General features: G+C 71.4%; 21 protein-coding genes. 4 read left to right on the top strand and 17 right to left on the bottom strand.

Going from position 1 to position 24278, the window contains the following annotated elements:
- Positions 1-13 precede the first annotated feature (13 nt).
- A complete protein-coding gene (gene hisS / locus ASD33_RS28520) occupies positions 14-1276 on the bottom strand; it encodes a histidine--tRNA ligase (protein WP_056566722.1) in 1263 nt (420 codons plus the stop codon).
- Between the two features lie 10 nt (positions 1277-1286).
- On the bottom strand, positions 1287-2003 hold the full coding sequence (locus ASD33_RS28515; RefSeq protein ID WP_056566718.1) for an MBL fold metallo-hydrolase: 717 nt from the start codon (positions 2001-2003) through the stop codon (positions 1287-1289).
- A gap of 162 nt (positions 2004-2165) precedes the next feature.
- Here ASD33_RS28515 and ASD33_RS28510 point away from each other — a divergent pair, with 162 nt between their 5' ends.
- Complete coding sequence (locus ASD33_RS28510; RefSeq protein WP_056566715.1) at positions 2166-2963, top strand: peptidylprolyl isomerase; 798 nt, start codon at positions 2166-2168, stop codon at positions 2961-2963.
- Between the two features lie 199 nt (positions 2964-3162).
- Positions 3163-4392: a DUF349 domain-containing protein gene (locus ASD33_RS28505; RefSeq protein WP_056566712.1), complete on the top strand. Its 1230-nt coding sequence runs from the start codon at positions 3163-3165 to the stop codon at positions 4390-4392.
- Positions 4393-4469: 77 nt separating this feature from the next.
- Here ASD33_RS28505 and ASD33_RS28500 read toward each other — a convergent pair whose 3' ends face one another.
- From ASD33_RS28500 to pgsA, 15 genes are all read right to left on the bottom strand, one after another.
- Positions 4470-6965, bottom strand: coding sequence for a bifunctional (p)ppGpp synthetase/guanosine-3',5'-bis(diphosphate) 3'-pyrophosphohydrolase (locus ASD33_RS28500; protein WP_056566710.1), 2496 nt, complete (start codon positions 6963-6965; stop codon positions 4470-4472).
- Between the two features lie 321 nt (positions 6966-7286).
- Complete coding sequence (locus ASD33_RS28495; protein WP_056566707.1) at positions 7287-7838, bottom strand: adenine phosphoribosyltransferase; 552 nt, start codon at positions 7836-7838, stop codon at positions 7287-7289.
- Positions 7835-8914, bottom strand: coding sequence for a protein translocase subunit SecF (secF, locus tag ASD33_RS28490; protein ID WP_056566704.1), 1080 nt, complete (start codon positions 8912-8914; stop codon positions 7835-7837). The genes ASD33_RS28495 and secF overlap by 4 nt, the downstream gene beginning before the upstream one ends.
- A gap of 1 nt (position 8915) precedes the next feature.
- The gene (gene secD, locus ASD33_RS28485) at positions 8916-10667 is read right to left on the bottom strand and encodes a protein translocase subunit SecD (RefSeq protein ID WP_057574004.1); all 1752 of its coding nucleotides are present in this window, start codon (positions 10665-10667) and stop codon (positions 8916-8918) included.
- 146 nt (positions 10668-10813) lie between these two features.
- A complete protein-coding gene (gene yajC / locus ASD33_RS28480) occupies positions 10814-11290 on the bottom strand; it encodes a preprotein translocase subunit YajC (RefSeq protein ID WP_056566701.1) in 477 nt (158 codons plus the stop codon).
- 165 nt (positions 11291-11455) lie between these two features.
- Complete coding sequence (gene ruvB / locus ASD33_RS28475; RefSeq protein ID WP_056566698.1) at positions 11456-12544, bottom strand: Holliday junction branch migration DNA helicase RuvB; 1089 nt, start codon at positions 12542-12544, stop codon at positions 11456-11458.
- A 73-nt stretch (positions 12545-12617) separates the two neighbouring features.
- Entirely contained in the window at positions 12618-13250 is a 633-nt protein-coding gene (gene ruvA / locus ASD33_RS28470; RefSeq protein WP_056566695.1) for a Holliday junction branch migration protein RuvA, read from the bottom strand.
- Positions 13247-13810, bottom strand: a complete 564-nt coding sequence (ruvC, locus tag ASD33_RS28465; RefSeq protein WP_056566692.1) for a crossover junction endodeoxyribonuclease RuvC — start codon at positions 13808-13810, stop codon at positions 13247-13249. Before ruvC ends, ruvA begins: the two co-directional genes overlap by 4 nt.
- Positions 13811-13907: 97 nt before the next feature.
- Positions 13908-14660, bottom strand: a complete 753-nt coding sequence (locus ASD33_RS28460) for a YebC/PmpR family DNA-binding transcriptional regulator (RefSeq protein ID WP_056566689.1) — start codon at positions 14658-14660, stop codon at positions 13908-13910.
- Positions 14661-14722: 62 nt separating this feature from the next.
- Positions 14723-15313 carry a pyridoxal 5'-phosphate synthase glutaminase subunit PdxT gene (gene pdxT / locus ASD33_RS28455; protein ID WP_056566686.1) on the bottom strand — a complete coding sequence of 197 codons (591 nt, stop codon included), beginning with the start codon at positions 15311-15313 and terminating at the stop codon, positions 14723-14725.
- A gap of 6 nt (positions 15314-15319) precedes the next feature.
- Complete coding sequence (gene pdxS / locus ASD33_RS28450; RefSeq protein ID WP_056566683.1) at positions 15320-16234, bottom strand: pyridoxal 5'-phosphate synthase lyase subunit PdxS; 915 nt, start codon at positions 16232-16234, stop codon at positions 15320-15322.
- 117 nt (positions 16235-16351) lie between these two features.
- Entirely contained in the window at positions 16352-16894 is a 543-nt protein-coding gene (locus ASD33_RS28445) for a hypothetical protein (RefSeq protein WP_056566680.1), read from the bottom strand.
- A 205-nt stretch (positions 16895-17099) separates the two neighbouring features.
- Positions 17100-18251 (bottom strand): glycosyltransferase family 4 protein, encoded by a 1152-nt coding sequence (locus ASD33_RS28440; protein ID WP_056566677.1) that lies wholly within the window; start codon positions 18249-18251, stop codon positions 17100-17102.
- Positions 18248-19192 (bottom strand): phosphatidylinositol mannoside acyltransferase, encoded by a 945-nt coding sequence (locus tag ASD33_RS28435; protein ID WP_056566674.1) that lies wholly within the window; start codon positions 19190-19192, stop codon positions 18248-18250. The genes ASD33_RS28440 and ASD33_RS28435 overlap by 4 nt, the downstream gene beginning before the upstream one ends.
- Positions 19189-19851: a phosphatidylinositol phosphate synthase gene (pgsA, locus tag ASD33_RS28430; protein WP_056566671.1), complete on the bottom strand. Its 663-nt coding sequence runs from the start codon at positions 19849-19851 to the stop codon at positions 19189-19191. Before pgsA ends, ASD33_RS28435 begins: the two co-directional genes overlap by 4 nt.
- Positions 19852-20125: 274 nt before the next feature.
- Here pgsA and ASD33_RS28425 point away from each other — a divergent pair, with 274 nt between their 5' ends.
- Positions 20126-22333, top strand: a complete 2208-nt coding sequence (locus ASD33_RS28425; protein WP_056566668.1) for an elongation factor G-like protein EF-G2 — start codon at positions 20126-20128, stop codon at positions 22331-22333.
- A gap of 176 nt (positions 22334-22509) precedes the next feature.
- Complete coding sequence (locus ASD33_RS28420; RefSeq protein ID WP_056566665.1) at positions 22510-24165, top strand: hypothetical protein; 1656 nt, start codon at positions 22510-22512, stop codon at positions 24163-24165.
- The last annotated feature ends 113 nt before the right edge of the window (positions 24166-24278 follow it).

The raw sequence follows: 24278 nt of genomic DNA, 5'->3' as shown, positions 1-24278 counted from the left end.
GCGTGACGGACGGTCAGGCCAGCTTGGCCCGGACCGCGTCCAGGAAGCCGTCCAGGGTGACGGCCTGCTGCTCGCCGGACTCCATGTCCTTGAGCTGGACGACGCCCTCGGCGAGGTCGCGCTCACCGGCGACGACGGCGAGGCGGGCGCCGGAGCGGTTGGCGTCCTTCATCGCGCCCTTGAGTCCCTTCCCGCCGAACGAGAAGTCCGCGGAGATGCCCTCCCTGCGCAGCTCGGTGACCTTGCCGAAGAGGATCCGGCGTGCCTCCTCGCCGATGGCCACCGCGAAGACGCTGGTGACGGCGGGGAGGTCGAGCTCGACGCCCTCCGCCTCCAGGGCGAGGACCGTGCGGTCGACACCGAGCGCCCAGCCCACGGACGGCAGCGCGGGGCCGCCGATCATCTCGGAGAGGCCGTCGTAGCGGCCGCCGCCGCCGACCGCCGACTGCGAGCCGAGACCGCCGTGGACGAACTCGAACGTGGTCCGGGTGTAGTAGTCCAGGCCGCGCACCAGCTTGGCGTCGTCCTCGAAGACCACGCCCGCCGCCGTGATCAGGGCGCGGACCTCCTCGTGGTACGCCTTGCAGGCGTCGCACAGGTAGTCGCGCAGGAGCGGCGCGCCGTCCAGCTGCTTCTGCACGGACTCGCGCTTGTCGTCGAGGACGCGCAGCGGGTTGATCTCGGCGCGGCGCAGGGTCTCCTCGTCGAGGTCGAGGCCGCGCAGGAAGGCCTGGAGCGCCTCGCGGTAGACGGGGCGGCACTCCTTGTCGCCGAGCGAGTTGAGCAGGATGCGGAAGTTCCGCAGGCCGAGGGAGCGGTACGCCTGGTCGGCCAGGATGATCAGCTCGGCGTCGAGCGCCGGGTCCTCGGAGCCGATCGCCTCGGCGCCGACCTGGGAGAAGTGGCGGTAGCGGCCCGCCTGGGCGCGCTCGTAGCGGTAGTACGAGCCGGAGTACCAGAGCTTCACCGGCAGGTTGCCCTGCTTGTGCAGGTTGGCCTGGAGCGCGGCACGCAGCACGGACGCGGTGCCCTCGGGACGGAGGGCGAGGTGGTCGTTGCCCTTCGTGGTGAGGGTGTACATCTCCTTGGTGACGATGTCGGTGGACTCGCCGACACCGCGGGAGAACAGCTCGACGTTCTCGAAACCGGGCGTCTCGATGTAGCCGTAGCCGGAGTTCCTCAGCGGCGTGGAGATCGCCTCCCGGACCGCCAGGAAGGTGGCGGAGCGGGGCGGGATCAGGTCGTACGTGCCCTTGGGGGCCTGAAAGGTGCTCACGAAAGTCTCGTCACATTCCTCGTCGGGGAGCCTTCGTGCTGCTGCTCCCTTGGCGGCTCGCGGCCACGTCCCGCAGATACGGGTTGGTGGCGCGTTCCTGGCCGATGGTCGTCTGGGGACCGTGTCCCGACAGCACCACGGTCGAGTTGTCGAGCGGCAGGCACACACGGGCCAGCGAAGCGAGCATCTCGTCCATGTCACCGCCGGGAAGGTCGGTGCGTCCGACGGAGCCGGCGAACAGCAGGTCCCCGGAGAAGAAGACGGAGGGGATCTCCGTGGTCTCCGGCATCCTGAAGGTCACCGACCCCTTGGTATGACCGGGCGCGTGGGCGACGGAGAAGTCCAGGCCGGCGAGCTTCAGCTCGGCGCCGTCGGACAGTTCTCGCACGTCGTCGGGTTCCCCCACGGTCAGCTCGCCCATGAGGGGCATCCCGATGGAGCGGCCGAGGGCCTTCTCCGGGTCGCTCATCATGTAGCGGTCGGACGGGTGGATCCACGCGGGGACGTCATGGGCGCCGCACACCGGGACGACGGAGGCGACGTGGTCGATGTGTCCATGGGTGAGGACGACGGCGACGGGCTTGAGCCGATGCTTCTTCAGCGTCTCCTCGACACCCTGGGCGGCCTGGTGGCCCGGGTCGATGATCACGCACTCCTCGCCTGCGGCGGGGGCGACCAGGTAGCAGTTGGTCCCCCAGGCCCCGGCGGGGAACCCGGCAATCAGCACGTTCGTCCTTAGTTGTCGTCCGGCACGGGGCGCGGAAACCGCGGAAACCGCGGGATCCAGCAGATCAGAGCCTACCGGCGGTGCCGGTTCCACAGCCAACCCGTATACGGTACGGGCACACCCGGCCAGGACAGGAACAGACGAGCGACAGGAGCGGAACCGGTGGTCACCAGCGATCAGCGGCGGCGGCAGCTTGCCAGGGAGAAGTACGCGCGGCAGCAGCAGCGGCGGGAGGAGAACCGGCGCAAGGCGAAGCGGCGCAACACCGTCGTCGCGGCAGCCCTCGCGGTGGTCCTCGCGGCGGGCGGCGCCGTCTACGCCTCCGTGGCGCTGACGGGCGACGACGCCTCCAAGGGCTCGGACAGCGCGGCGAGCGACGCGCCCAGCACCCCGGCGCCCTCGCAGAGCGAGTCGGCGGGCCCGGAGCCGAAGATGGCCGTGGACACCAAGGCCACGTACGCCATGGCGCTCACGACGAACGAGGGCCCCGTCACGATCACCATGGACGCGGCGAAGACCCCGCGCACGGTGAACTCCTTCAAGCACCTGGCCGACAAGAAGTACTTCGACGGGACCAAGTGCCACCGGCTCACCACCCAGGGCATCTTCGTGCTCCAGTGCGGTGACCCCAAGGGCGACGGCACCGGCGGCCCCGGCTACACCATCCCGGACGAGAACCTGGGCGCCCTCGGCAAGGCGGGCGCGGGCGGCGCGGTGACCTTCCCGGCCGGCACCGTGGCGATGGCCAACACCGGGCAGCCGGGCAGCGGCGGCTCGCAGTTCTTCCTCGTCTACAAGGACACCCAGCTGCCGCCGACGTACACCCCGTTCGGGAAGATCGACGCGGCCGGCCTCGCGGTGGTCAAGGGTGTCGCCGAGGCCGGTGTCGAGGGCGGCGCCACGGACGGTGCCCCGAAGAAGGCCGTCACCATCGAGAAGGCGACCGTCACGAAGAAGTGAGCCGGGGTCCGCACGCGCGCGTGACCGTCGAATCTCGGTCGCGCTGAGTGCGGACAGCCGGGCCGCCGTTCGCCTAGATTGGCGTTGTGCAGCGTTGGGCCGTCGGCCGCGCTGCGGATGGCGGGCGAGGCCCGCCGGGAAACTGTGGACGATGCCCGGGGGGTACGACCCCGCGACGGCATCATGGTGAGGAGGCGCTGTGAGCAGCGACCCGTGGGGCCGCGTCGACGAGACGGGCACCGTGTACGTGCGGACGGCCGAGGGTGAGCAGGTCGTCGGATCGTGGCAGGCCGGCACCCCTGAGGAGGCCCTGGCCTACTTCGAGCGCAAGTACGAGGGCTTGGTGGTCGAGATCGGCCTCCTCGAGAAGCGGGTGAGGACCACCGACCTCTCGGCGAAGGACGCCACCGCGGCGATCGAGCACATCCGGCAGCAGGTCGACGAGCACCACGCCGTCGGCGACCTGGCCGCGCTCGCCGCCCGGCTGGACAAGCTCGTGGGGACGGTCGACTCGCGCCGCGAGGAGCGCAAGGCCCAGAAGGCCAAGCAGACCGACGAGGCGCGCTCCGCCAAGGAGAAGCTCGTCACGGAGGCCGAGGAGCTGGCCCAGAGCGAGCAGTGGCGCTCCGCGGGCGAGCGGCTGCGGGCCCTGGTGGACACCTGGAAGGGCCTCCCCCGGCTCGACCGCAAGTCCGACGACGAGCTGTGGCACCGCTTCTCGCACGCCCGCTCGGCGTTCTCGAAGCGCCGCAAGGCCCACTTCGCCTCGCTGGACGCGCAGCGCGAGGACGCCCGCAAGGCGAAGGAGCGTCTCGTCACCGAGGCGGAGTCGCTGTCGAACTCCACCGACTGGGCGAACACGGCGGCCCGCTACCGCGACCTGATGACGGAGTGGAAGGCGGCCGGCCGCGCCCAGCGCGAGCACGAGGACGATCTGTGGAACCGCTTCCGCGGCGCCCAGGACGTCTTCTTCGCGGCGCGCGGCGAGGTCTTCGCCGAGCGGGACGCGGAGCAGACCGAGAACCTCAAGCTCAAGGAGGAGCTCGCGGCCGAGGCCGAGCGGCTGCTGCCGGTGACGGACCTGAAGGCGGCGCGCGCGGCCTTCCGTTCCCTCAACGAGCGCTGGGAGGCCATCGGTCACGTCCCGCGTGACGCCCGTCCCAAGGTCGAGGGCCGGATGCACACGGTGGAGCGGGCGATCCAGGAGTCCGAGGAGGCCGAGTGGCGCCGGACGAACCCGGAGGCACGCGCGCGTGCCGCAGGTCTGACCGGTCAGCTCCAGGACGCCGTCGAGAAGCTGCGCAAGCAGATCGACGCGGCCCGTGCCGCCGGCAACGACTCGAAGGCCGACAAGCTCTCCCGTGAGCTGGAGGGCCGTCAGGCCCTGCTCGACCAGGCCCTCAAGGGCCTGGAGGAGTTCGGCGGCTGACGTTCGCGGCTCTTCGCCCTTCGCGTACGAGGAAGGCCCCCGGCATCGCGCCGGGGGCCTTCCTCGTACCTCGGGGGCTACGGGCGCCGGGCGCTGGTCACGCGGTAGACGTCGTAGACGCCCTCCACGCCCCTTACGGCCTTCAGGACGTGGCCCAGGTGCTTCGGGTCGCCCATCTCGAAGGTGAAGCGGGAGGTGGCCACCCGGTCGCGGGAGGTCTGCACGGCCGCCGAGAGGATGTTGACGTGCTGGTCCGAGAGGACCCGGGTCACGTCGGAGAGCAGCCGGGAGCGGTCCAGGGCCTCGACCTGGATGGCGACGAGGAAGACGGAGGACTGGGTGGGGGCCCACTCGACCTCCAGGATCCGCTCGGGCTCCCGCGACAGCGACTCCACGTTGACGCAGTCGCTGCGGTGAACCGATACGCCACTGCCGCGGGTGACGAATCCGATGATCGGGTCGCCGGGCACGGGGGTGCAGCAGCGGGCCAGCTTCACCCAGACGTCCTCGACGCCCTTGACGACGACACCCGGGTCGGCGCTGGAGCGGCGCTTGGAGCGGCCCCGGGTGGGCGGCGCCGCCTCGTCGATGTCCTCGGTGGCCGCCTCCTCGCCGCCGAGCGCCTGGACCAGCTTCTGCACGATGGACTGGGCGGTGACATGGCCCTCGCCGATCGCCGCGTACAGCGAGGAGATGTCGCTGTAGCGCAGCTCGTGGGCGAGTGTGACGAGGGAGTCGCCGGTCAGGATCCGCTGGATCGGCAGGTTCTGCTTGCGCATGGCCCGCGCGATGGCGTCCTTGCCCTGCTCGATGGCCTCGTCGCGGCGCTCCTTGGAGAACCAGGCGCGGATCTTGTTGCGGGCGCGCGGGGACTTGACGAAGCCCAGCCAGTCGCGGGAGGGCCCGGCGCCGGCGGCCTTGGAGGTGAAGACCTCGACCAGGTCGCCGTTGTCGAGGGTCGATTCGAGCGGCACGAGCCGGCCGTTGACCCGCGCCCCTATGGTGCGGTGGCCGACCTCGGTGTGGACGGCGTACGAGAAGTCGACGGGGGTGGCGCCGGCGGGCAGCGCGATGACGTCGCCCTTCGGCGTGAAGACGAAGACCTCGTTGCGGGAGAGGTCGAAGCGCAGGGACTCCAGGAACTCGCTGGGGTCCTCGGTCTCCTTCTGCCAGTCGAGGAGCTGGCGCAGCCACGCCATGTCGTTGAGGTGGTCGTCCTTGCCGGCCTTCTTGGGCACGTCGGCGCGGACCTTGGAGGCGCCGGCGACGGCCTCCTGCTTGTACTTCCAGTGCGCGGCGATGCCGTACTCGGCGCGCCGGTGCATGTCGAAGGTGCGGATCTGGAGCTCGACGGGCTTGCCGTTGGGTCCGATGACCGTCGTGTGCAGCGACTGGTACATGTTGAACTTCGGCATCGCGATGTAGTCCTTGAACCGGCCGGGGACCGGGTTCCATCGCGCGTGGACGGTGCCGAGAGCCGCGTAGCAGTCGCGGACGGTGTCCACGAGGACGCGGATGCCGACCAGGTCGTAGATCTCCGCGAAGTCACGGCCGCGGACGATCATCTTCTGGTAGACGCTGTAGTAGTGCTTGGGGCGGCCGGTGACGGTGGCCTTGATGCGGGCGGCGCGCAGGTCGGTCTGCACCTCGTCGGTCACTATGGCGAGGTACTCGTCCCGCTTGGGGGCGCGCTCGGCGACGAGGCGGACGATCTCGTCGTACATCTTGGGGTAGAGGATCGCGAAGGCGAGGTCCTCCAGCTCCCACTTGATGGTGTTCATGCCCAGGCGGTGGGCCAGGGGCGCGTAGATCTCGAGGGTCTCGCGGGCCTTCTTCTCCTGCTTCTCCCGCTTGAGGTAGCGCATGGTGCGCATGTTGTGCAGGCGGTCGGCGAGCTTGATGACCAGGACGCGCGGGTCCTTGGCCATGGCGACGACCATCTTGCGGACGGTCTCGGCCTGGGCGGCCTCGCCGAACCTGACCTTGTCGAGCTTGGTGACGCCGTCGACGAGCAGGGTGACCTGGTCGCCGAAGTCGCGGCGCAGGTCCTCCAGGCCGTACTCGGTGTCCTCGACGGTGTCGTGCAGGAGACCCGCCATGAGCGTCGCCGGGTCCATGCCGAGCTCGGCGAGGATCGTGGTGACGGCGAGCGGGTGGGTGATGTACGGGTCGCCGCTCTTGCGCTTCTGGCCGCGGTGCCAGCGCTCGGCGACCTGGTAGGCCCGCTCGATCTGGCGGAGCGTGGCCGTCTCGATCTTGGGGTCGTTGGAGCGGACGATCCGCAGCAGCGGTTCGAGGACCGGGTTGTACGGGGAGGAGCGCTGGACGCCGAGCCGGGCGAGGCGGGCGCGGACGCGGTTGGAGGAGCCGCCCGAGCGGGCGGGCGCGGCCGGAGCGGGCCGTGCGGGCACGGGCGCCGGGGGCTCGGGGGCCGGCGTGGGCGCGGGTGCGGGGGCGGCAGGCGGGGGCCCGGTCTCCGCGGGCTTGTTCTGGGGCGTGCCGGTCCCCGGCGCGGCCTTCTCGGCCTTCGGGTCGGGCTGCGCGGCGGAGAGTGACTGGGCCTCGTCTGGCAAGAAGCGCTCCTCTGCGGATCCCCCCGGACGGAGTCCGGGGGAGGTTCCGGGTCCCCCGTTCAGGCCCGGAAAGCCCATGGTATCGAGCCACGCGTCCGGATGCGCACGCGGTGGCCCTCGCCCCGGGGCGGCCGGGGGTGCGGGAGCCGCTCCCGCCGCACCGGGGGCGGGGCCCGGAACTTCTGGCGCCGGGTGTCGTGGCCCCGGGCACGCCCTTGCGTACGGGGTCCGGGAACGGCGAAGGGCGCCTCGGGAGGTCCCGGGCGCCCTTCGCCGTATCCCTGGGCCGTCATCGGGCCGGAGATCGTCGGACGTGGAGGATCAGACGCGGATGAGTGCCGTGAGCGGTGCTCCGCCGAGAGCCGGCTCCAGGCGGGCGCGGCCCGGCAGGAAGCCGAGCTCCATGAGGACCGCGACACCCGCGACCTCGGCGCCCGCGCGGCGGATGAGCTCGATCGAGGCCTCGGCCGTACCGCCGGTGGCGAGGACGTCGTCGATGACCATGACGCGGTCGCCCGCCGCCAGGTCCTCGGCGTGCACCTCGATCTCGGCGGTGCCGTACTCCAGCTCGTACGCCTGGCGGAGCGTGGCCCCGGGGAGCTTGCCGGCCTTGCGGACCGGGATGAATCCCAGGCCCGCGCGGACGGCCACCGGAGCGGCCAGGATGAAGCCGCGCGCCTCCAGGCCGACGATCTTCGTCGCGCCGTGCGCGGAGCACAGGGCGGCGAGGGCGTCGGTGAGGGCCGTGAACGCCTCCGGGTCCGCGAGCAGCGGCGTGATGTCCTTGAACAGCACGCCCGGCTTCGGGTAGTCGGGGACGTCGCGGATGCGGCTGAGCAGGAGCCCGGTGACGTCCGGGGCCTCGGCGGTCATCCTCGGTGCTCCTGGGTGCGGCCGCGGCGGCCCGCCCGCGGCCCGACGACGGCCGCTTCGGCCGCGTCGGACAGCTCGTCGGTGCCGTCGTAGGACTCGCCCTTGGCGGCCGCGCTGGCCCGCTTGGCGAGGATGCGCTTCCTGAGGGCCCTGATCGCCGGCTCGCGCTCCTTGAGGTCGGCGACGAGCGGGGTGGCGATGAAGATCGACGAGTACGCACCGGCGGCGAGACCGACGAACAGTGACAGCGAGATGTCGTTGAGCATGCCGGCGCCGAGGACGCCGCCACCGATGAAGAGCAGGCCGGCGACCGGCAGCAGCGCGACGACGGTGGTGTTGATCGAACGGACCAGGGTGCCGTTGATCGAGCGGTTGGCCAGCTCGCTGTAGGTGAAGCGGGTCTGCTTCGTGATGTCCTTCGTCTGCTCCTTGAGGGAGTCGAAGACGACGACGGTGTCGTACAGCGAGTAGCCGAGGATCGTCAGCAGGCCGATGACCGTACCGACGGTGACCTCGAAGCCGACCAGCGAGTAGATGCCGACCGTGATGGTGAGGTCGTGGATGAGCGCGACGAGTGCCGCGACCGCCATTCTCCACTCGAAGGCGATGGCCAGATAGATCACCACGAGGATCATGAAGATCCCGAGGCCGGTCCAGGCCTTGGTGGCGATCTGCTCGCCCCAGCTCGGGCCGACCAGCTCCGCCGCGATCTTGTCCTCGGGGACGTTCAGGTCCTTGGCGAGCTCCGCGCGGACCTGGTCGGACTTCTCGGTGTCGAGGCCGCCGACCTGGATGCGCAGGGAGCCGTTGCCGAGCTGCTGGACGATCGCGTCGTGGCCGGAGGCCTCTTCCGCGTACTCCTGGGCCTGACTGACGGAGACTTCCGACTTCGGGGTGGTGAAGACGGCGCCGCCCTGGAACTCGATGCCCATGTTGAGGCCGCGGACGGCCAGGGCGACGATGGCGGTGATGGTGATCAGGATGGACAGGCCATACCAGATCTTGCGGTTGCCGATGAAGTCGTAACCGACCTCACCGCGGTGGAGCCGGGCGCCGAGATCGCCGAGCTTCGACATCTCACGCCTCCTTCGGGTCGACAGGGCCAGCGACAGAGGCATTGGCACGGCGGGTGCGGCGCAGCGGCGGCTTGGCGCCGAGTCGCTTCGGGTCCAGGCCGGACCAGGCGTGGCCGTTGCCGAAGAACTTGGTCCGCGCGAGGAGCGTCATGACCGGCTTGGTGAAGAGGAACACCACGACGACGTCGAGCAGGGTGGTCAGGCCGAGCGTGAACGCGAAGCCCTGGACCTTGCCGACGGTGACGAGGAAGAGCACGGCCGCGGCCAGGAACGACACGAAGTCGGAGACCAGGATGGTGCGACGGGCACGCGGCCAGGCGCGCTCGACGGCCGGGCGGAGCGTGCGGCCCTCGCGGAGCTCGTCGCGGATGCGCTCGAAGTAGACGATGAACGAGTCCGCGGTGATACCGATGGCGACGATGGCACCACAGACGGCCGGCAGGTTCAGCGCGAAGCCGATGGCCGGGCCGAGCAGGGCCATGATCACGTAGGTCAGCAGCGCGGAGACGCCGAGGCTGAGGATGGCGATCAGCGACAGGCCGCGGTAGTAGGCCACCAGGTAGATGATGACGAGGGCGAGACCGATGGCGCCGGCGATCAGACCGGCCTCCAGCTGGTCACCGCCGAGGGCGGCGGTCACGGTGTCGACGCTCTGCGTCTGGAAGGCGAGCGGCAGGGCGCCGTAGGACAGGATGTTGCCGAGGTCCTGGGCGGACTGCTGGTTGAAGCTGCCGGAGATCTGCGCGCTGGCGCTCAGCGTGGTCTGGACGCGGGGCGCCGAGACGACCTCGCCGTCCAGGACGATCGCGAACTGGTTCTGCGGCTCGGTCTGCTGCGAGAGCTTGCTGGTGATCGACTGGAACTTCTTCGAGCCGGCGCCCGTGAACTCCATGTCGACGATCCACTGACCGCTGCGCTGGTCGATCGCGGCCTTGGCGTTGTCGACGTCCTTGCCCTCGACCTCGGCCGGGCCGAGGAGGTACTTCTCCCACTGGCCGATCGCGTTCTTGCCACAGGCCACGGTCGGCTGGGCCGGCAGGACGCCCTGGCCGGCGGCGGTCCGCTGCTTGGGGTCGAGGCAGTTCAGGGTGGTGAACTTCTGCTCCAGCGCCGCGGTCGCCGGGTCCGGCGTCTGCTTCGGCTGGGGGGTCTGCGTGGCCTTCGGGGTCCCGGTGGGCGTGGGGCTCGGGGCCTTGAGGGCCTCGGTGAGCGCACGGCCCTGGGTGGAGGCGGTGGCCGTCGGGGTGGCCGACTTCTCGCCCGCCGTCGCACCGGAGGCGGACGGCTTCGGCGCGGCCGACGGGGAGCCGGAGGCGGTACCGGTCGGCATCGGCTGCGGCGCGGCGGCCGCGACGGCGAGGACGGGCCGGAAGTAGAGCTGGGCGGTGGTACCGACCTGCTCCCGGGCCTGCTTCTCGTTCGTCCCGCGAGGAATGTTGACGATGATGTTCTCGCGGCCCTGCGTCTGGACCTCGGCCTCGGAGACACCGAGACCGTTGACACGCCGTTCGATGATGCTGACGGCGGTGTTCATGTTGGTCTCGTTGACCGCCGACTCCTGGCCCGGCTCAGCCTTGGCCTTGAGCGTGATCGACGTACCGCCGGCGAGGTCGATGCCGAGGCGCGGGGTGGTGTGCCCCGACCAGAACATCCCGCCGGTGAGCGCGACCATGGCGATCAGGATGAGTGCCAGGGCGCGGCCCGGCCGGCTCTGTCCCCCCGCCGGCCTTCGGCCCTTCTTCGGTGCTGCCACCTGTCGTATCTCCCTGTCCAACCGCCCCGCGCCGGGTGTGCGCGCGACGGCCACGAAGTGTGTGTGGGGACCATCCCCCGCAGACGTGGAACCGTTCGGGGGACCGCGCGCGCCGGTGGGCGTGCGCGGTGTGTCCCCCGCCGCGACTACTTCGCGTCGGTCTCGCCGTCGGTCTTGCCGTCCTTCTGCCCCTCGGTGGCGGCCTCGGCCGCGTCCGACTTCTTGGTCAGGTCGGCCTTGGGCACCGCGTCCTCGGTGGTCTCCGCGACCTCGGCCTCGGCGGCGTCGGTCAGCGAGGAGGCGTCGTCCGGGACGACGGTGTCGGTGTCCGACTCCGGGTCGTCGCCGTGGACGATGCGGTTGTACTCGGAGTCCTCCAGGACCGCACCGATGGCGTTCTTGGCGTAGACCGCGTGAACGCCCGGCGCGACCTCCAGGAGGACGGTCTCGTCGCCGATCTCCTTGACGGTGGCGTACATCCCCCCGATCGTGCGCACGCCGGTGCCGGGCTGCATCTCGTTGCGCATCTGCGCCGCCGCCTGCTGCTTCTTCTTGGCAGAGCGGGTCATCAGGAACATGGCCCCGATGAGGACGATGAAGGGGAGGAGGGTCACGATGCTCACGGGACGGGTTTCCTTCGCACGGTCGCGGAGAACCCGCGGCCTGATCTTCGGGGGTGGGCGCGCCGACCGGAAAGGGCGGCATCGGCGGAGTCTAGGCGAGTCCGCATCGATGGAACAACGTCCAGCATCGCACCCCGGTTCCTGTCCGGGCGAGTGTCGACACCGTCACGCCCCGAAGAGCCCCTGTTGTCCGCTTCCGTGTGCCCCCGGGCCCGCAGCCTGCGGCGGAACCAGTCCGAGGTGCGCCCAGGCCGCCGGAGTGGCGACCCGGCCACGGGGCGTGCGGGCGAGCAGTCCCTCGCGTACGAGGAAGGGTTCGGCGACCTCCTCGACGGTCTCGCGCTCCTCCCCCACGGCCACCGCGAGGGTGGACAGACCGACCGGGCCGCCGCCGAAGAGCTTGAGCAGGGCCTCCAGGACGGCCCGGTCGAGGCGGTCGAGGCCGCGGCCGTCGACCTCGTACACGCTGAGGGCGGCCTCGGCGATCTCGCGGGTGATGACTCCGTCGGCCCTGACCTGCGCGTAGTCGCGGACGCGGCGGAGCAGCCGGTTGGCGATACGGGGGGTGCCGCGGGAGCGTCCGGCGATCTCGGCGGCTCCGGCCGGGTCGATCTCGACGTCGAGGAGGCCGGCGGAGCGGTGGATCACGCGCCGGAGTTCGGCCGGGTCGTAGAACTCCATGTGACCGGTGAAGCCGAAGCGGTCGCGCAGCGGGGGCGGCAGGAGGCCGGCCCGGGTGGTGGCGCCGACCAGGGTGAAGGGCGGGAGTTCCAGCGGGATGGCGGTGGCGCCGGGGCCCTTGCCGACGATGACGTCGACGCGGAAGTCCTCCATCGCCATGTAGAGCATCTCCTCGGCGGGCCGGGACATGCGGTGGATCTCGTCGAGGAAGAGGATCTCGCCCTCCTGGAGGGAGGAGAGGATCGCGGCGAGGTCTCCGGCGTGCTGGATGGCGGGGCCCGAGGTGATGCGGATCGGGGCGTTCATCTCGGCGGCGATGATCATCGAGAGGGTGGTCTTGCCGAGGCCGGGGGCGCCGGAGAGCAGGACGTGGTCGGCGGTGGCACCGCGCTGGCGGGCGGCCTTGAGGACCAGGTCGAGCTGCTGGCGGACCTTCTCCTGGCCGACGAACTCGCTGAGGTCCTTGGGGCGCAGGGCCGCTTCGACGGCCTGGTCGTCGCCCTCGGCGGAGGCGCCGACGATGCGCGCCTCGGCGTCGGAGGCCTCGGCGGTGGTGTCGTCGTCCCAGTTCACGGTGGATGCCTTCTCGTTCGTACGGCCTGGCCGGCGGGGGTGCCTCCCCCGGTCCCGTCAGGATCGGGGGCGGTCAGCGGGTCCGGTTGAGGGTCTGCAGGGCGGCCCGGAGCAGCTGCGGTACGGGGGCGGTGCCGCCCTCGGCGATGGCGGCCTCGGCCTGCGGCGCGACGGCGCTGACCGCCTCCTCCGCCTCGCGGCTCGCGTATCCGAGGCCGATGAGCGCGGCGGACAGCTGCTCGGTCCAGGGCGCGGGGCCGGTGGCCGCGGCGCGCTGGGCGCCGACGAGGCCGCTGCTGCCGAGCGGGGCGCCGAGTTTGTCCTTCAGTTCGAGGAGGAGTTTCTGCGCGCCCTTCTTGCCGATGCCGGGGACGGCCATGAGGGCCTTCTCGTCCCCGGTGGAGACGGCGACGCGCAGGGCGTCGGGGCTGTGCACGCCGAGCATGGCCTGGGCGAGGCGGGGGCCGACGCCGCTGGCGGTCTGGAGGAGCTCGAAGACCTGCCGCTCGTCGTCGTCGGCGAAGCCGTACAGGGTGAGGGAGTCCTCACGGACGACGAGCGAGGTGGCGAGCCGGGCGTCCTCGCCGATCCGCAGGCCCGCGAGGGTGGCCGGGGTGCACTGGACGGCCATGCCCACGCCGCCGACCTCGATGACGGCCGTGGTGGGGGCGAGCGCGGCGACCGGGCCGCTGACGAAGGCGATCATCGGGTTCGGCCTTTCACTGCGGACGCCTGCTGGGCGACCGCCTGCTGGAGACGGTTCTGGGCGACGGCCTGCTGGAGGCGGTTCTGGGCGGGGGCCCGCCAGATGTGGCAGATCGCGAGGGCGAGGGCGTCGGCGGCGTCGGCCGGCTTGGGCGGTGCGGAGAGCCGGAGGAGCCGAGTCACCATGGCCCCGACCTGGGCCTTGTCGGCGCGTCCGCTGCCGGTGACGGCGGCCTTGACCTCGCTGGGGGTGTGCAGGGCGACGGGGATGCCGCGGCGGGAGGCGCAGAGCATGGCGACCGCGCTGGCCTGGGCCGTGCCCATCACCGTGCGCACGTTGTGCTGGCTGAACACCCGCTCCACGGCGACGAGTTCGGGCGAGAAGCGGTCGAGCCACTCCTCTATGCCGCGCTCGATGCCGACCAGGCGCACACCGATGTCGTCGTCCGCTGCCGTGCGGACCACGCCCACGCCGAGCATGGTCAGGGGCCGTCCGGCGACGCCCTCGACGACGCCGACGCCGCACCGGGTCAGTCCGGGGTCCACCCCGAGAACGCGCACGTCGCCCCCCTTCCTTCGCTCATCTGTTTGTGCAGGCTATCGGCTGCCCGGGCCGACGGGGGTGTGTCCCCGTCGGCCCGCTGCGGAACGGCCTTGATCAGGCGTCGACCTTCTCCATGACCTCGTCGCTGACGTCGAAGTTGGCGAAGACGTTCTGCACGTCGTCGCTGTCCTCCAGCGCGTCGATCAGCTTGAAGATCTTGCGCGCGCCCTCTTCGTCGAGCTCGACCTGCATGGTCGGGACGAAGCTGGACTCGGCGGAGTCGTAGTCGATGCCGGCCTCCTGGAGCGCGGTACGGACCGCGACCAGGTCGGTGGCCTCGCTGATGATCTCGAAGGACTCACCGAGGTCGTTGACCTCCTCGGCACCGGCCTCGAGCACCGACTCCAGGACGTCGTCCTCGGACAGCTCGCCCTTGGGGAGCACGATGACGCCCTTGCGGTTGAACAGGTACGAGACCGAACCCGGGTCGGCCATCGAGCCGCCGTTCCGGGTCATGGCCACGCGCACGTCGGAGGCGGCGCGGTTGCGGTTGTCGGTGAGGCACTCGATGAGCACCGCGACACCGTTCGGGCCGTAGCCCTCGTACATGATCGTCTCGTAGTCGGCGCCGCCGGCCTCGAGACCCGAACCGCGCTTGAGCGCGGAGTCGATGTTCTTGTTCGGGACCGACTGCTTCTTCGCCTTCTGGACGGCGTCGAACAGCGTCGGGTTGCCGTCCAGGTCGGCGCCGCCCGTACGGGCCGCGACCTCGATGTTCTTGATCAGCTTCGCGAAGAGCTTGCCGCGCTTGGCGTCGATCACGGCCTTCTTGTGCTTCGTCGTAGCCCATTTAGAGTGGCCGGACATCTGCCTGTCTCCTTCGCGTAACCCAGTACTGCACGAACCCGAGAGATCCTACCGGGATCGGATCAGCCCGCGGCGCGCACCATGTCGACGAACAGGGCGTGGATGCGGTGATCCCCGGTGAGCTCGGGGTGGAACGAGGTCGCGAGCGCCCGGCCCTGCCGTACGGCGACGACGTGACCGCCGTGCTCGGCGAGGACCTCGACCTCGGCGCCGACGGACTCCACCCAGGGGGCCCGGATGAAGACGCCCTCGACGGGGCCGTCCTCGATGCCCGCGACGGTGACGCCGGCCTCGAAGGACTCGTTCTGCCGGCCGAAGGCGTTGCGGCGGACGATCATGTCGATGCCGCCGAAGGTCTCCTGGCCCGAACGCGGGTCGAGGATCTTCTCGGCGAGCATGATGAGACCGGCGCAGGTGCCGTAGACCGGCATGCCCGCGGCGATGCGCTCGCGCAGCGGCTCCATCAGGCCGAACAGTTCGGCCAGCTTGGAGATGGTGGTGGACTCTCCACCGGGGATGACCAGGCCGTCGACCTCGGCCAGCTCCTCGGGGCGCCTCACCGGCCTGGCCACGGCGTCGGCCGCGGCCAGGGCGATCAGGTGCTCCCGTACGTCGCCCTGGAGGGCCAGGACACCGATGACGGGGGTGCTCATGAGTGACTACCAGCCGCGGTTGGCGTAGCGCTCGGACTCGGGGAGGGTGTCGCAGTTGATGCCGACCATGGCCTCGCCGAGGTTGCGGGAGGCGTCCGCGATGATCTTCGGGTCGTCGTAGAAGGTGGTGGCCTTCACGATGGCGGCGGCGCGCTTGGCCGGGTCGCCCGACTTGAAGATGCCGGAGCCGACGAAGACGCCCTCGGCGCCGAGCTGGCGCATGAGCGCGGCGTCGGCGGGGGTGGCGACACCACCGGCGGAGAACAGCACGACCGGCAGCTTGCCGAGCTCGGCGACCTCCTTGACCAGCTCGTACGGGGCGCGCAGGTCCTTGGCGGCGGCGAACAGCTCGTTGTTGTCGAAGCCGCGCAGCCGGGCGATCTCGTTCTTGATCTGGCGCAGGTGGCGGACGGCCTCGACGACGTTGCCGGTGCCGGCCTCGCCCTTGGAGCGGATCATGGCCGCGCCCTCGGCGATGCGGCGCAGGGCCTCGCCCAGGTTGGTGGCGCCACAGACGAAGGGGGTCGTGAAGGCCCACTTGTCGGAGTGGTTGACCTCGTCGGCCGGGGTCAGGACCTCGGACTCGTCGATGTAGTCGACGCCGAGGGACTGGAGGACCTGGGCCTCGACGAAGTGGCCGATGCGGGACTTGGCCATGACCGGGATGGAGACCGCGCCGATGATCTCTTCGATCATGTTCGGGTCGGACATGCGGGCCACGCCGCCGTCCTTGCGGATGTCCGCCGGGACCCGCTCCAGGGCCATGACGGCCACGGCGCCGGCGTCCTCGGCGATCTTCGCCTGCTCGGCGTTGACCACGTCCATGATCACGCCGCCCTTGAGCTGCTCGGCCATGCCGCGCTTCACACGGGCGGTGCCGGTCTCGGGGGACTGGGGGAAGGGGGAAGGCGTGGTGGACACAAGTACCTCACTCGTGACAACAGCGAAATGACGACACCAGTGAGGAAACAGTCCACCTGCGGTCCACAGCAAGGGCCAATGTGGACCTGGTGGATCGTTTTCGCAGGTTACGAGGCGTCAGGCCGGGCGATCGGCAAGGGCCACCGGCGGCTCGTCGTCCATTTCGAAGGCCAGCGGGAAGGGCGCGTGGCCCGCGAGCCGGAACCAGCGGACCTTCCGGTGGCGGCGCAGGGCGCGGGCGGCCCGTACGGCGTCGTTGTGGAACCGGCGGGCCATCGGCACCCGCCGGGCGGCCTGCGCGAGTTCCTCCGCGGCCTCCTCGCCACCCGCCGCCTCCCGTACGAGCTCCACCTGCTCGGGCTCGCCGAACACGACCCGCAGGGCCTGGCTCAGCTCGCTCTCGGCGACCTCCCGGTGGTCCTCCTCGGCCTGCCGGGCCGCGTGCGCGGCCTCGTACAGCACGATCGAGGCGGCCGGGTCGAGCACACCGGAGGTGGCCAGCTCCTGGGTGACCGAGGCCCGGCGCAGCAGCTGCGCGTCCAGAGCGGCGCGGGCGGCGTCGATACGGGAGTGCAGCCGGTCGAGCCGTCCGGCGGTCCAGCTGAGATAGACGCCGATGAGAATCAGCGCGACGACGGTCCAGATCAGGGTTTCGGTCACGGGCGCACAGGCTACCGGGGCGGTGGCGGCGCACCTGCACGAACGTCACGGTCCCGGGCGAACAGGACACCCGGGACCGCCCTGCGACGGGCCCCGGCGGGGGCGTACGGCGGGGGCGTACCCGGGCCGGGCGCCGCACCATCCGCTCCGGGCCCGGTGCCCGTACGGCCCCCGGTCCGGGCGCCGTACGGCTCCGGCCGCGTCCCTACAGCCCCAGCCGCGCCCGCAGCCCCACGCGTTCGTCCGTGTCCACCGCCGCCGCGCCGTCCGTCACCGTCTCGTAGACCGCGAGGATGTCCGCGCCCACCGTGCTCCAGTCGAAGCGGCGGACGTGGGCCGAGCCGCGGGCGCTCAGCTCCGCCCGGCGCTCCTCGTCGCCGAGGAGCCGGATCGCCGCGTCCGCCAGCGCGTCGGCGTCCTCGTTGGTGAAGAGTTCACCCGCCGCACCCTGGTCGAGGACCTGCGCGAAGGCGTCCAGGTCGGCGGCGAGGACCGGCGCTCCGGCCGACAGCGCCTCGACGAGGATGATGCCGAAGCTCTCGCCCCCGGTGTTGGGCGCCACGTACACGTCGACGCTGCGCAGCAGCCGCGCCTTGTCCTCGTCGCTGACCATGCCGAGGAACTCCACCCGGGAGCGCATCTCCCGCGGCAGCGAGGCCACCGCCTCCTCCTCGTCCCCGCGTCCCGCGACCAGGAGCCGCGCCCCGGGCCGGGCGGCGAGGATCTTCGGGAGGGCGCGCATGAGGACCGGCAGGCCCTTCCGCGGCTCGTCGATCCGGCCGATGAAGCCGAGCGTCTCGCCCTGCCACTCCTTCTTCGGCTCGGCGCGCGCGAAGAAGTCCACGTCGACGCCGTTGGGGATGACGACGGCGTCGCCGCCGAGGTGCTCGACGAGCGTGCGCCGCGCGTACTCGCTGACCGCGATGCGGGCGCTGATCTTCTCCAGCGCGGGCTGGAGGATCGGGTACGCGGCGATCATGGCCCGCGAGCGCGGGTTCGAGGTGTGGAAGGTGGCGACGATCGGCCCCTGCGCCGCCCAGCAGGTCAGCAGCCCGAGCGAGGGCGAGGTCGGCTCGTGGATGTGGACGACGTCGAAGGTGCCGTCGTGCAGCCAGCGGCGTACCCGCGCGGCCGAGAGGAAGCCGAAGCTGAGGCGGGCCACCGAGCCGTTGTACGACACGGCCACGGCCCGGCCGGCCGAGACCACGTACGGCGGCAGCGCGGTCTCGTCGTCGGCGGGGGCGAGGACGGAGACCTGGTGGCCGAGCCGGATCAGATGCTCGGCAAGGTCGCGGATGTGGAACTGGACGCCGCCCGGCACGTCCCAGGCGTACGGGCAGACGATCCCGATCTTCACGCGCCGTGCTCCCCGTCCCGCGCGGCACCGGTGGCCGGCTCCGGGCGTGCTTCCAGGTCCGAGAGCCACAGTCGCTGCAGCATGTGCCAGTCCTCCGGGTGGTCCGCGATGCCGCCGGCGAAGGCATCGGCCAGCGCCTGGGTCATGGCGGCCGTCTTCTCGGTCCGCGTACCCGACTCGGGTACGTCGACGGGACCGTGGATCCTCCCCCGCATGACCGAGGTGTCGTCGTACCAGAGCGTCACCGGCAGCAGCAGCGCGCCGGTCTGCTGGGCGAGGATCGCCGGGCCCGCGGGCATGCGCGCGGTGTCCCCGAAGAAGGAGACCTCGACGCCGGAGGCCGACAGGTCGCGGTCGGCGACCAGGCAGACGAGCCCGCCCGCCCGCAGGCGCCGCGCGAGGGTGCCGAAGGCGGAGCCCCCGGTGTGCGGGAGGACCTCCATGCCGAGGGACTCGCGGTAGGCGACGAACCGGTCGTAGAGCGTCTCCGGCTTGAGCCGCTCCGCGACCGTGGTGAACGGCACGCCGAGGGAGCGGGTCACCCACACCCCGGCGAGGTCCCAGTTCGCCAGGTGCGGCAGGGCCAGGACGACCCCGCGGCCGGCGGCGAGGCCCTCGTGCAGATGGTGGACGTCCTTGATGTCCGTCCCGCTCTCGACCCGCTCCTTGCTCCAGGTCGGCAGCCGGAAGGACTCCATCCAGTAGCGCATGTACGAGCGCATGCCGGCCTTCGACAGTTCGGCGAGGCGTTCGGGCGTGGCGTCCGGCACCACGCGCGCGAGGTTCGACTCCAGGCGCAGGATGCTCTTTCCGCGTCGCTTCCACGCGAGGTCCGCGATCCGCCGGCCGAGGCCGGTGGCCACCGGTTCGGGCAGCTTCTTGACGGTCGCCCAGCCGGCGCCGTACAGCCCGTCGCTCAGCTTGTCCTTCAGCGTGCTCACGTGGTCGCCCCGCCCCCCTGGGCCGCGGCGGCGTCCGCCTCGGCCGATTCCCTTCGTACGGTCACGACCCGCTGGCCCAGGGTCACGGCGCTGCCGACGGCCACGATCCACAGGGCGATCGGGAGCAGGACCTCGATCCCGGGCACGCCGAACGTGTGGAGACCGGCGAGGCCGGCGGCGACCAGCGAGATCACCAGGCGCTCGGCGCGTTCGATCAGACCGTTGACGGCGACCGGCAGGCCAATCGATTCGCCTCGGGCCTTGGTGTACGACACGACCTGACCGCTCGCCAGGCAGAAGATCGCCACGGCGCACAGCACGTTGTCGTCGCCCTTGCCCGCGTACCAGAGGGCGAAGCCGCCGAAGATGGCGCCGTCGGCGACCCGGTCGAGCGTGGAGTCGAGGAAGGCCCCCCAGCGGCTGGAGATCCCGGCCTGCCGGGCCATGTTGCCGTCGACGAGGTCGGAGAAGACGAAGAGGGTGATGACGATGGTGCCCCAGAAGAATTCTCCGCGGGGGAAGAAGACCAGCGCGCCGGCCATCACCCCCGCCGTGCCGATGAGCGTGACCGCGTCGGGGCTGACGCCCCGGCGGAGCAGAAACGCTGCGAACGGTGTGAGGACACGCGTGAAGAATGCACGCGCGTACTTGTTCAGCATGGCCTTCCCGAGGTTCGGTGGGCCGCGCGGCCCCTATGACCACCGGCTCACCCATCGTAGCCACGCGCGCCCCGGCGTACCGGCGGGCACCCGCCCGGCCGCGTCGGCGTCCCCCGGCAGGTCCTCCCGTGTACGACGTATGGACGCGTCCTGGTGTCGGTGCAAAGCTCGAAGGACCACCGCGGGCACCCGCAGGAGCCGTACCGCGACGCACCACTCCCCCGCGCCCGCCCGCGTCCCGCCGCACCGTGCGAGCAGTCGGGAGGAACACATCATGGGTGACAAGGCGAACACGGCCGCCGGGGCCGCCGGCAGGGCTCTGACGGTCGACCGGCCCACGGACGTACGGAACGTGGTGCTGGTCGGCCACAGCGGATCGGGGAAGACGACCCTGGTCGAGGCGCTCGCCCAGACGGCCGGGGCGGTCAACCGGGCCGGGCGGGTCGAGGACGGCGGCACCGTCTCCGACTACGACGAGATCGAGCACCGCAGGCACCGCTCCGTACAGCTCTCGCTCGTCCCGGTCGGCTGGGACGGGTACAAGATCAACCTCCTCGACACACCGGGGTACGCCGACTTCGTCGGGGAGCTGAGGGCCGGTCTGCGCGCGGCGGACGCGGCCCTCTTCGTCGTCTCGGCCGCCCAGGAGGCCGACGCGGTCGCCGCCTCCACCCGGATGATCTGGGAGGAGTGCGCCGCCGTCGGCATGCCCCGCGCCATCGTCGTCACCCACCTGGACACGGCCCGTACCGGCTTCGAGGAGCTCACCGCCGTCTGTGCCGGGCTCTTCGGCCACGACGACCCGGATGCCGTCCTTCCGCTCCACCTGCCGGTGCACGGCCCGGAGGGTGCCGACGGGCACGCGCCCGCGACCGGCCTGATCGGCCTGCTGTCGGAGCGCGTCCTCGACTACTCCACGGGGGTGCGCCGGGAGGTCGCGCCGGACGAGGAGCAGCGGGCGCGGATCGCGGAGGCCCGCGCCCGGCTGATCGAGGGGATCATCGCCGAGAGCGAGGACGAGACCCTCATGGACCGTTATCTCGGCGGCGAGGCGATCGAGGTGCGGACCCTCGTCGACGACCTGGAGAAGGCCGTCGCCCGGGGCGCGTTCCACCCGGTGCTCGCGGCCGCCCCGGCCGCCGACGGCGGGACGCAGGGCCTGGGCACCCATGAACTCCTGGAGCTGATCACCGGCGGCTTCCCCTCCCCCGTGGAGCACGAGCCGCCCGCCGTCACCACCCCCGACGGACGCCCCCGGCCCCCGCTGGCCTGCGACCCCGAGGGCCCCCTGGTGGCGGAGGTCGTCAAGACCGCCACCGACCCCTACGTGGGACGGGTCTCCCTGGTCAGGGTCTTCTCCGGCACCCTGCACCCCGACGAGACCGTGCACGTCTCCGGTCACGGTCTCGCCGACCGGGGCCACGAGGACCACGACGTCGACGAACGGATCGGCGGGCTCACCTCCCCGTTCGGCAGGCAGCAGCGGCCCATGGCGCGGTGCATCGCCGGGGATCTCGCGTGCGTGGCCCGGCTGGGCCGGGCCGAGACGGGCGACACGATCTCCGCGAAGGACGATCCGCTCCTGATCGAGCCGTGGAGCATGCCGGAGCCGCTGCTGCCGCTCGCGGTCCGGGCCCACGGCAAGGCGGACGAGGACCGGCTCTCGCAGGGCCTCGCCAAGCTGGTGGCCGAGGACCCGACCCTGAGGCTCGAACAGAACCCGGACACCCGCCAGGTGGTGCTGTGGTGCCTGGGCGAGGCCCACCAGGACGTGGTCCTCGACCGTCTCAGGGGCCGGTACGGGGTGCGGGTCGACGCCGTACCGCACAAGGTGTCGCTGCGCGAGACCTTCGGCGGGGCCTCGGCGGGCCGGGGCCGGCACGTCAAGCAGTCCGGCGGCCACGGCCAGTACGCGATCTGCGAGATCGAGGTGGAGCCGCTCCCTTCGGGCAGCGGCATCGAGTTCGTCGACAAGGTGGTCGGCGGGGCGGTCCCGCGCCAGTTCGTCCCCTCCGTGGAGAAGGGGATACGTGCCCAGGCCGCGCGGGGAGTCGCCGCCGGCTATCCGCTGGTCGACGTCCGGGTCACCCTCAGGGACGGCAAGGCGCACTCGGTGGACTCCTCCGACGCCGCCTTCCAGACGGCCGGCGCGCTGGCCCTGCGGGAGGCGGCCGCCGAGGTCGCCGTCCAGCTCCTCGAGCCGGTCGTCGAGGTCCGGGTCCTCGTCCCCGACGAGTACGTCGGGCCGGTGATGAGCGATCTGTCGGGGCGTCGGGGACGGGTGGTCGGCACCGAACAGGCGGGTCCGGGGCGGACCCTGGTCCGGGCCGAGGTGCCGGAGATCGAGATCGGGCGGTACGCGATCGACCTGCGGTCCGTGTCGCACGGCACCGGCCGGTTCGACCGCGCGTACGCCCGGCACGAACCGATGCCGCCGCAGCTCGCCGCTGCGATGCGCGAACAGGCCGAAAACAATGCCTAGTTGAGGCACGATCGGCGAGGGACGGGCGCCGGCCGCCGGTCGGGCGTACGTCATTTCGGCCGCGATATCCACAGGCGGTGACGCAGACGACGGTCCCCGGTTACGCTGTGGTGCCCAGCTCAGAAGGTGTGCGGGGCGCGGCAGTTGGGAACAGCCCGCACAGATACTCGCACGCGATGGGGGCGGCAGTGGCGATCGACGGTTTCGGACCCGGGGCTCAGATCCCCCTCCAGAACTCGGGGGGCGGTACGGGCGCGACCAACGCGCTCGCCTCCGCCGCGTACCGGGACAGTCCCCTGAAGACCATCCAGGACGCCGACAGCGAGCTCTACAAGACCACGGTCAAGGAAGGGAAGTGGGGGCTCTTCAGCCCCGACCTCGGCGAGGCCTTCTCCCGCGCGGTCCAGGCCCGCATGCTCGGCGGCGCCCGCAAGGCCCTCATCCAGTCCTTCGGCGCCGAGCCGCAGCCGGTCGTCGAGCACTGCCTCGCCGCCACCCACCTCCGCAGACAGCGCGACATCAAGCTGACCCTGGTCACCTTCTTCTGCGGAGTCCTCTTCCTGCCCGGCCTGCTGCTCTGGCTCGGCGTCATCCAGCTCCGCCGTCTCGTCTCCGGCTCCGAGAACAAGCGCAACAGCGCCATCGGCACCGCCCTCCTCTGGGCCGCCGGGATCTTCGCCGCGCTCGTCCTGCTCAAGCTGCCCTTCGACGGGATCCTGCCGAACTACCTGCGCGCGATGGTCGTCGCCCCGGTCATCGGCTGGTTCCTCGCGAGCCGGATCTGCCTGAACGCCGCCGTCGACCTCCGCGAGCGCTGGAGCGGCCTGCTCGGTGGCGGCGGGATCGGCCCCCACGTCCCCAAGTCCGTCCCCCAGGACCCGGGCGAGAAGTCGGCGGAGGCGCTCCGGGTCAACCTGGAGAAGCTGTCCGCGGAGCAGCAGTCCAACATCGTCTTCTACGCCGGCACCAAGGGGATCCTCGGTCTGGGCACCCGCTGGGGGAACTGGACGCTCGCCGAGGAGCTGATCCCGCAGGCGGGCAAGGAACTCCACGCCTTCCGCGCCTGGGACGTCGTCCGCAGGATCCACGACGAGCTGGCCCTGCTGGAGCGCGGCTCCCTGAAGACCGGCTTCCCCAAGCCGACCGTGAAGCACTGGATCGTCTCGCCGGTCGGCGAGGGCGCCGACGAGGTCAGCCGCCCCGAGGGCGACAACATCGTCCACTACCAGGTCAAGCCGCACGAGATACAGCGCATCTGCAACGACCAGCAGTTCGGCGCGGGCAACCGTCACTACCTCGGCGTGCAGTTCACGCTCTGGGACGGGAACCTGGTGCTGACCATGATGGTCACCGTCACCTCGCTCCTGCACACCCTCCGGATCGAGGTCACCGGGCACGCGCTCGGCCCCGTCCACGGCCTCTTCACCACGAAGCCGAAGGCGAAGACCAAGGAGGTCTCCAAGACCGTCCGGTTCTGGGAGACGAAGGAGATCCAGCAGCCGCTGCTCGGGACCAACGACATCGTCCGGCTCGCGGTGCGCGCCCCGCTCACCTGGTACCCGCCGGTCCTGGAGTTCCTCGGCGGCAAGATGACCCTGCCCGAGCCCTTCGGGCTGCGGCACGTGTGGGCAGGACCGCTCTGGAAGAACCGCTTCATGGCCGACGACGCCATCCGGATGGCCACGCCCGTGCTCCGCGCCGTCCACGCCGCGACGCTCAAGGTCCTCGACGAGCACAACGTGGACACGGAGCGCTTCACCAACCGCTCGCTGGTCCTCAGCGGCGGCGTCCAGGACCCGGGCCCGAAGAAGGCCGACGTCTACGACGCCTGACCGGGGCGCACGCGGCTAGGCCGGTCGTACGAGAGAAGCGAGAGAGGGGCCCGGACCACGACCGTGGTCCGGGCCCCTCCGTGTCCGCTCGGGCCCTGGTCCGGGGCCCTCAC

This window comes from Streptomyces sp. Root1304, from assembly GCF_001426405.1.
In the GTDB taxonomy this organism is placed as follows: domain Bacteria; phylum Actinomycetota; class Actinomycetes; order Streptomycetales; family Streptomycetaceae; genus Streptomyces.
This window is presented reverse-complemented; position numbering and strand designations above follow the sequence as displayed.

Excerpts from the sequence above, each read along its gene's own strand:
- pgsA (WP_056566671.1), bottom strand. The coding sequence starts at position 19,851 with ATGCTGAACAAGTACGCGCGTGCATTCTTCACGCGTGTCCTCACACCG.
- ASD33_RS28425 (WP_056566668.1), top strand. The coding sequence starts at position 20,126 with ATGGGTGACAAGGCGAACACGGCCGCCGGGGCCGCCGGCAGGGCTCTG.
- secF (WP_056566704.1), bottom strand. The coding sequence starts at position 8,914 with ATGTCGAAGCTCGGCGATCTCGGCGCCCGGCTCCACCGCGGTGAGGTC.
- pdxT (WP_056566686.1), bottom strand. The coding sequence starts at position 15,313 with ATGAGCACCCCCGTCATCGGTGTCCTGGCCCTCCAGGGCGACGTACGG.
- ruvA (WP_056566695.1), bottom strand. The coding sequence starts at position 13,250 with ATGATCGCCTTCGTCAGCGGCCCGGTCGCCGCGCTCGCCCCCACCACG.
- ASD33_RS28460 (WP_056566689.1), bottom strand. The coding sequence starts at position 14,660 with ATGTCCGGCCACTCTAAATGGGCTACGACGAAGCACAAGAAGGCCGTG.
- ASD33_RS28495 (WP_056566707.1), bottom strand. The coding sequence starts at position 7,838 with ATGACCGCCGAGGCCCCGGACGTCACCGGGCTCCTGCTCAGCCGCATC.
- ASD33_RS28420 (WP_056566665.1), top strand. The coding sequence starts at position 22,510 with ATGGGGGCGGCAGTGGCGATCGACGGTTTCGGACCCGGGGCTCAGATC.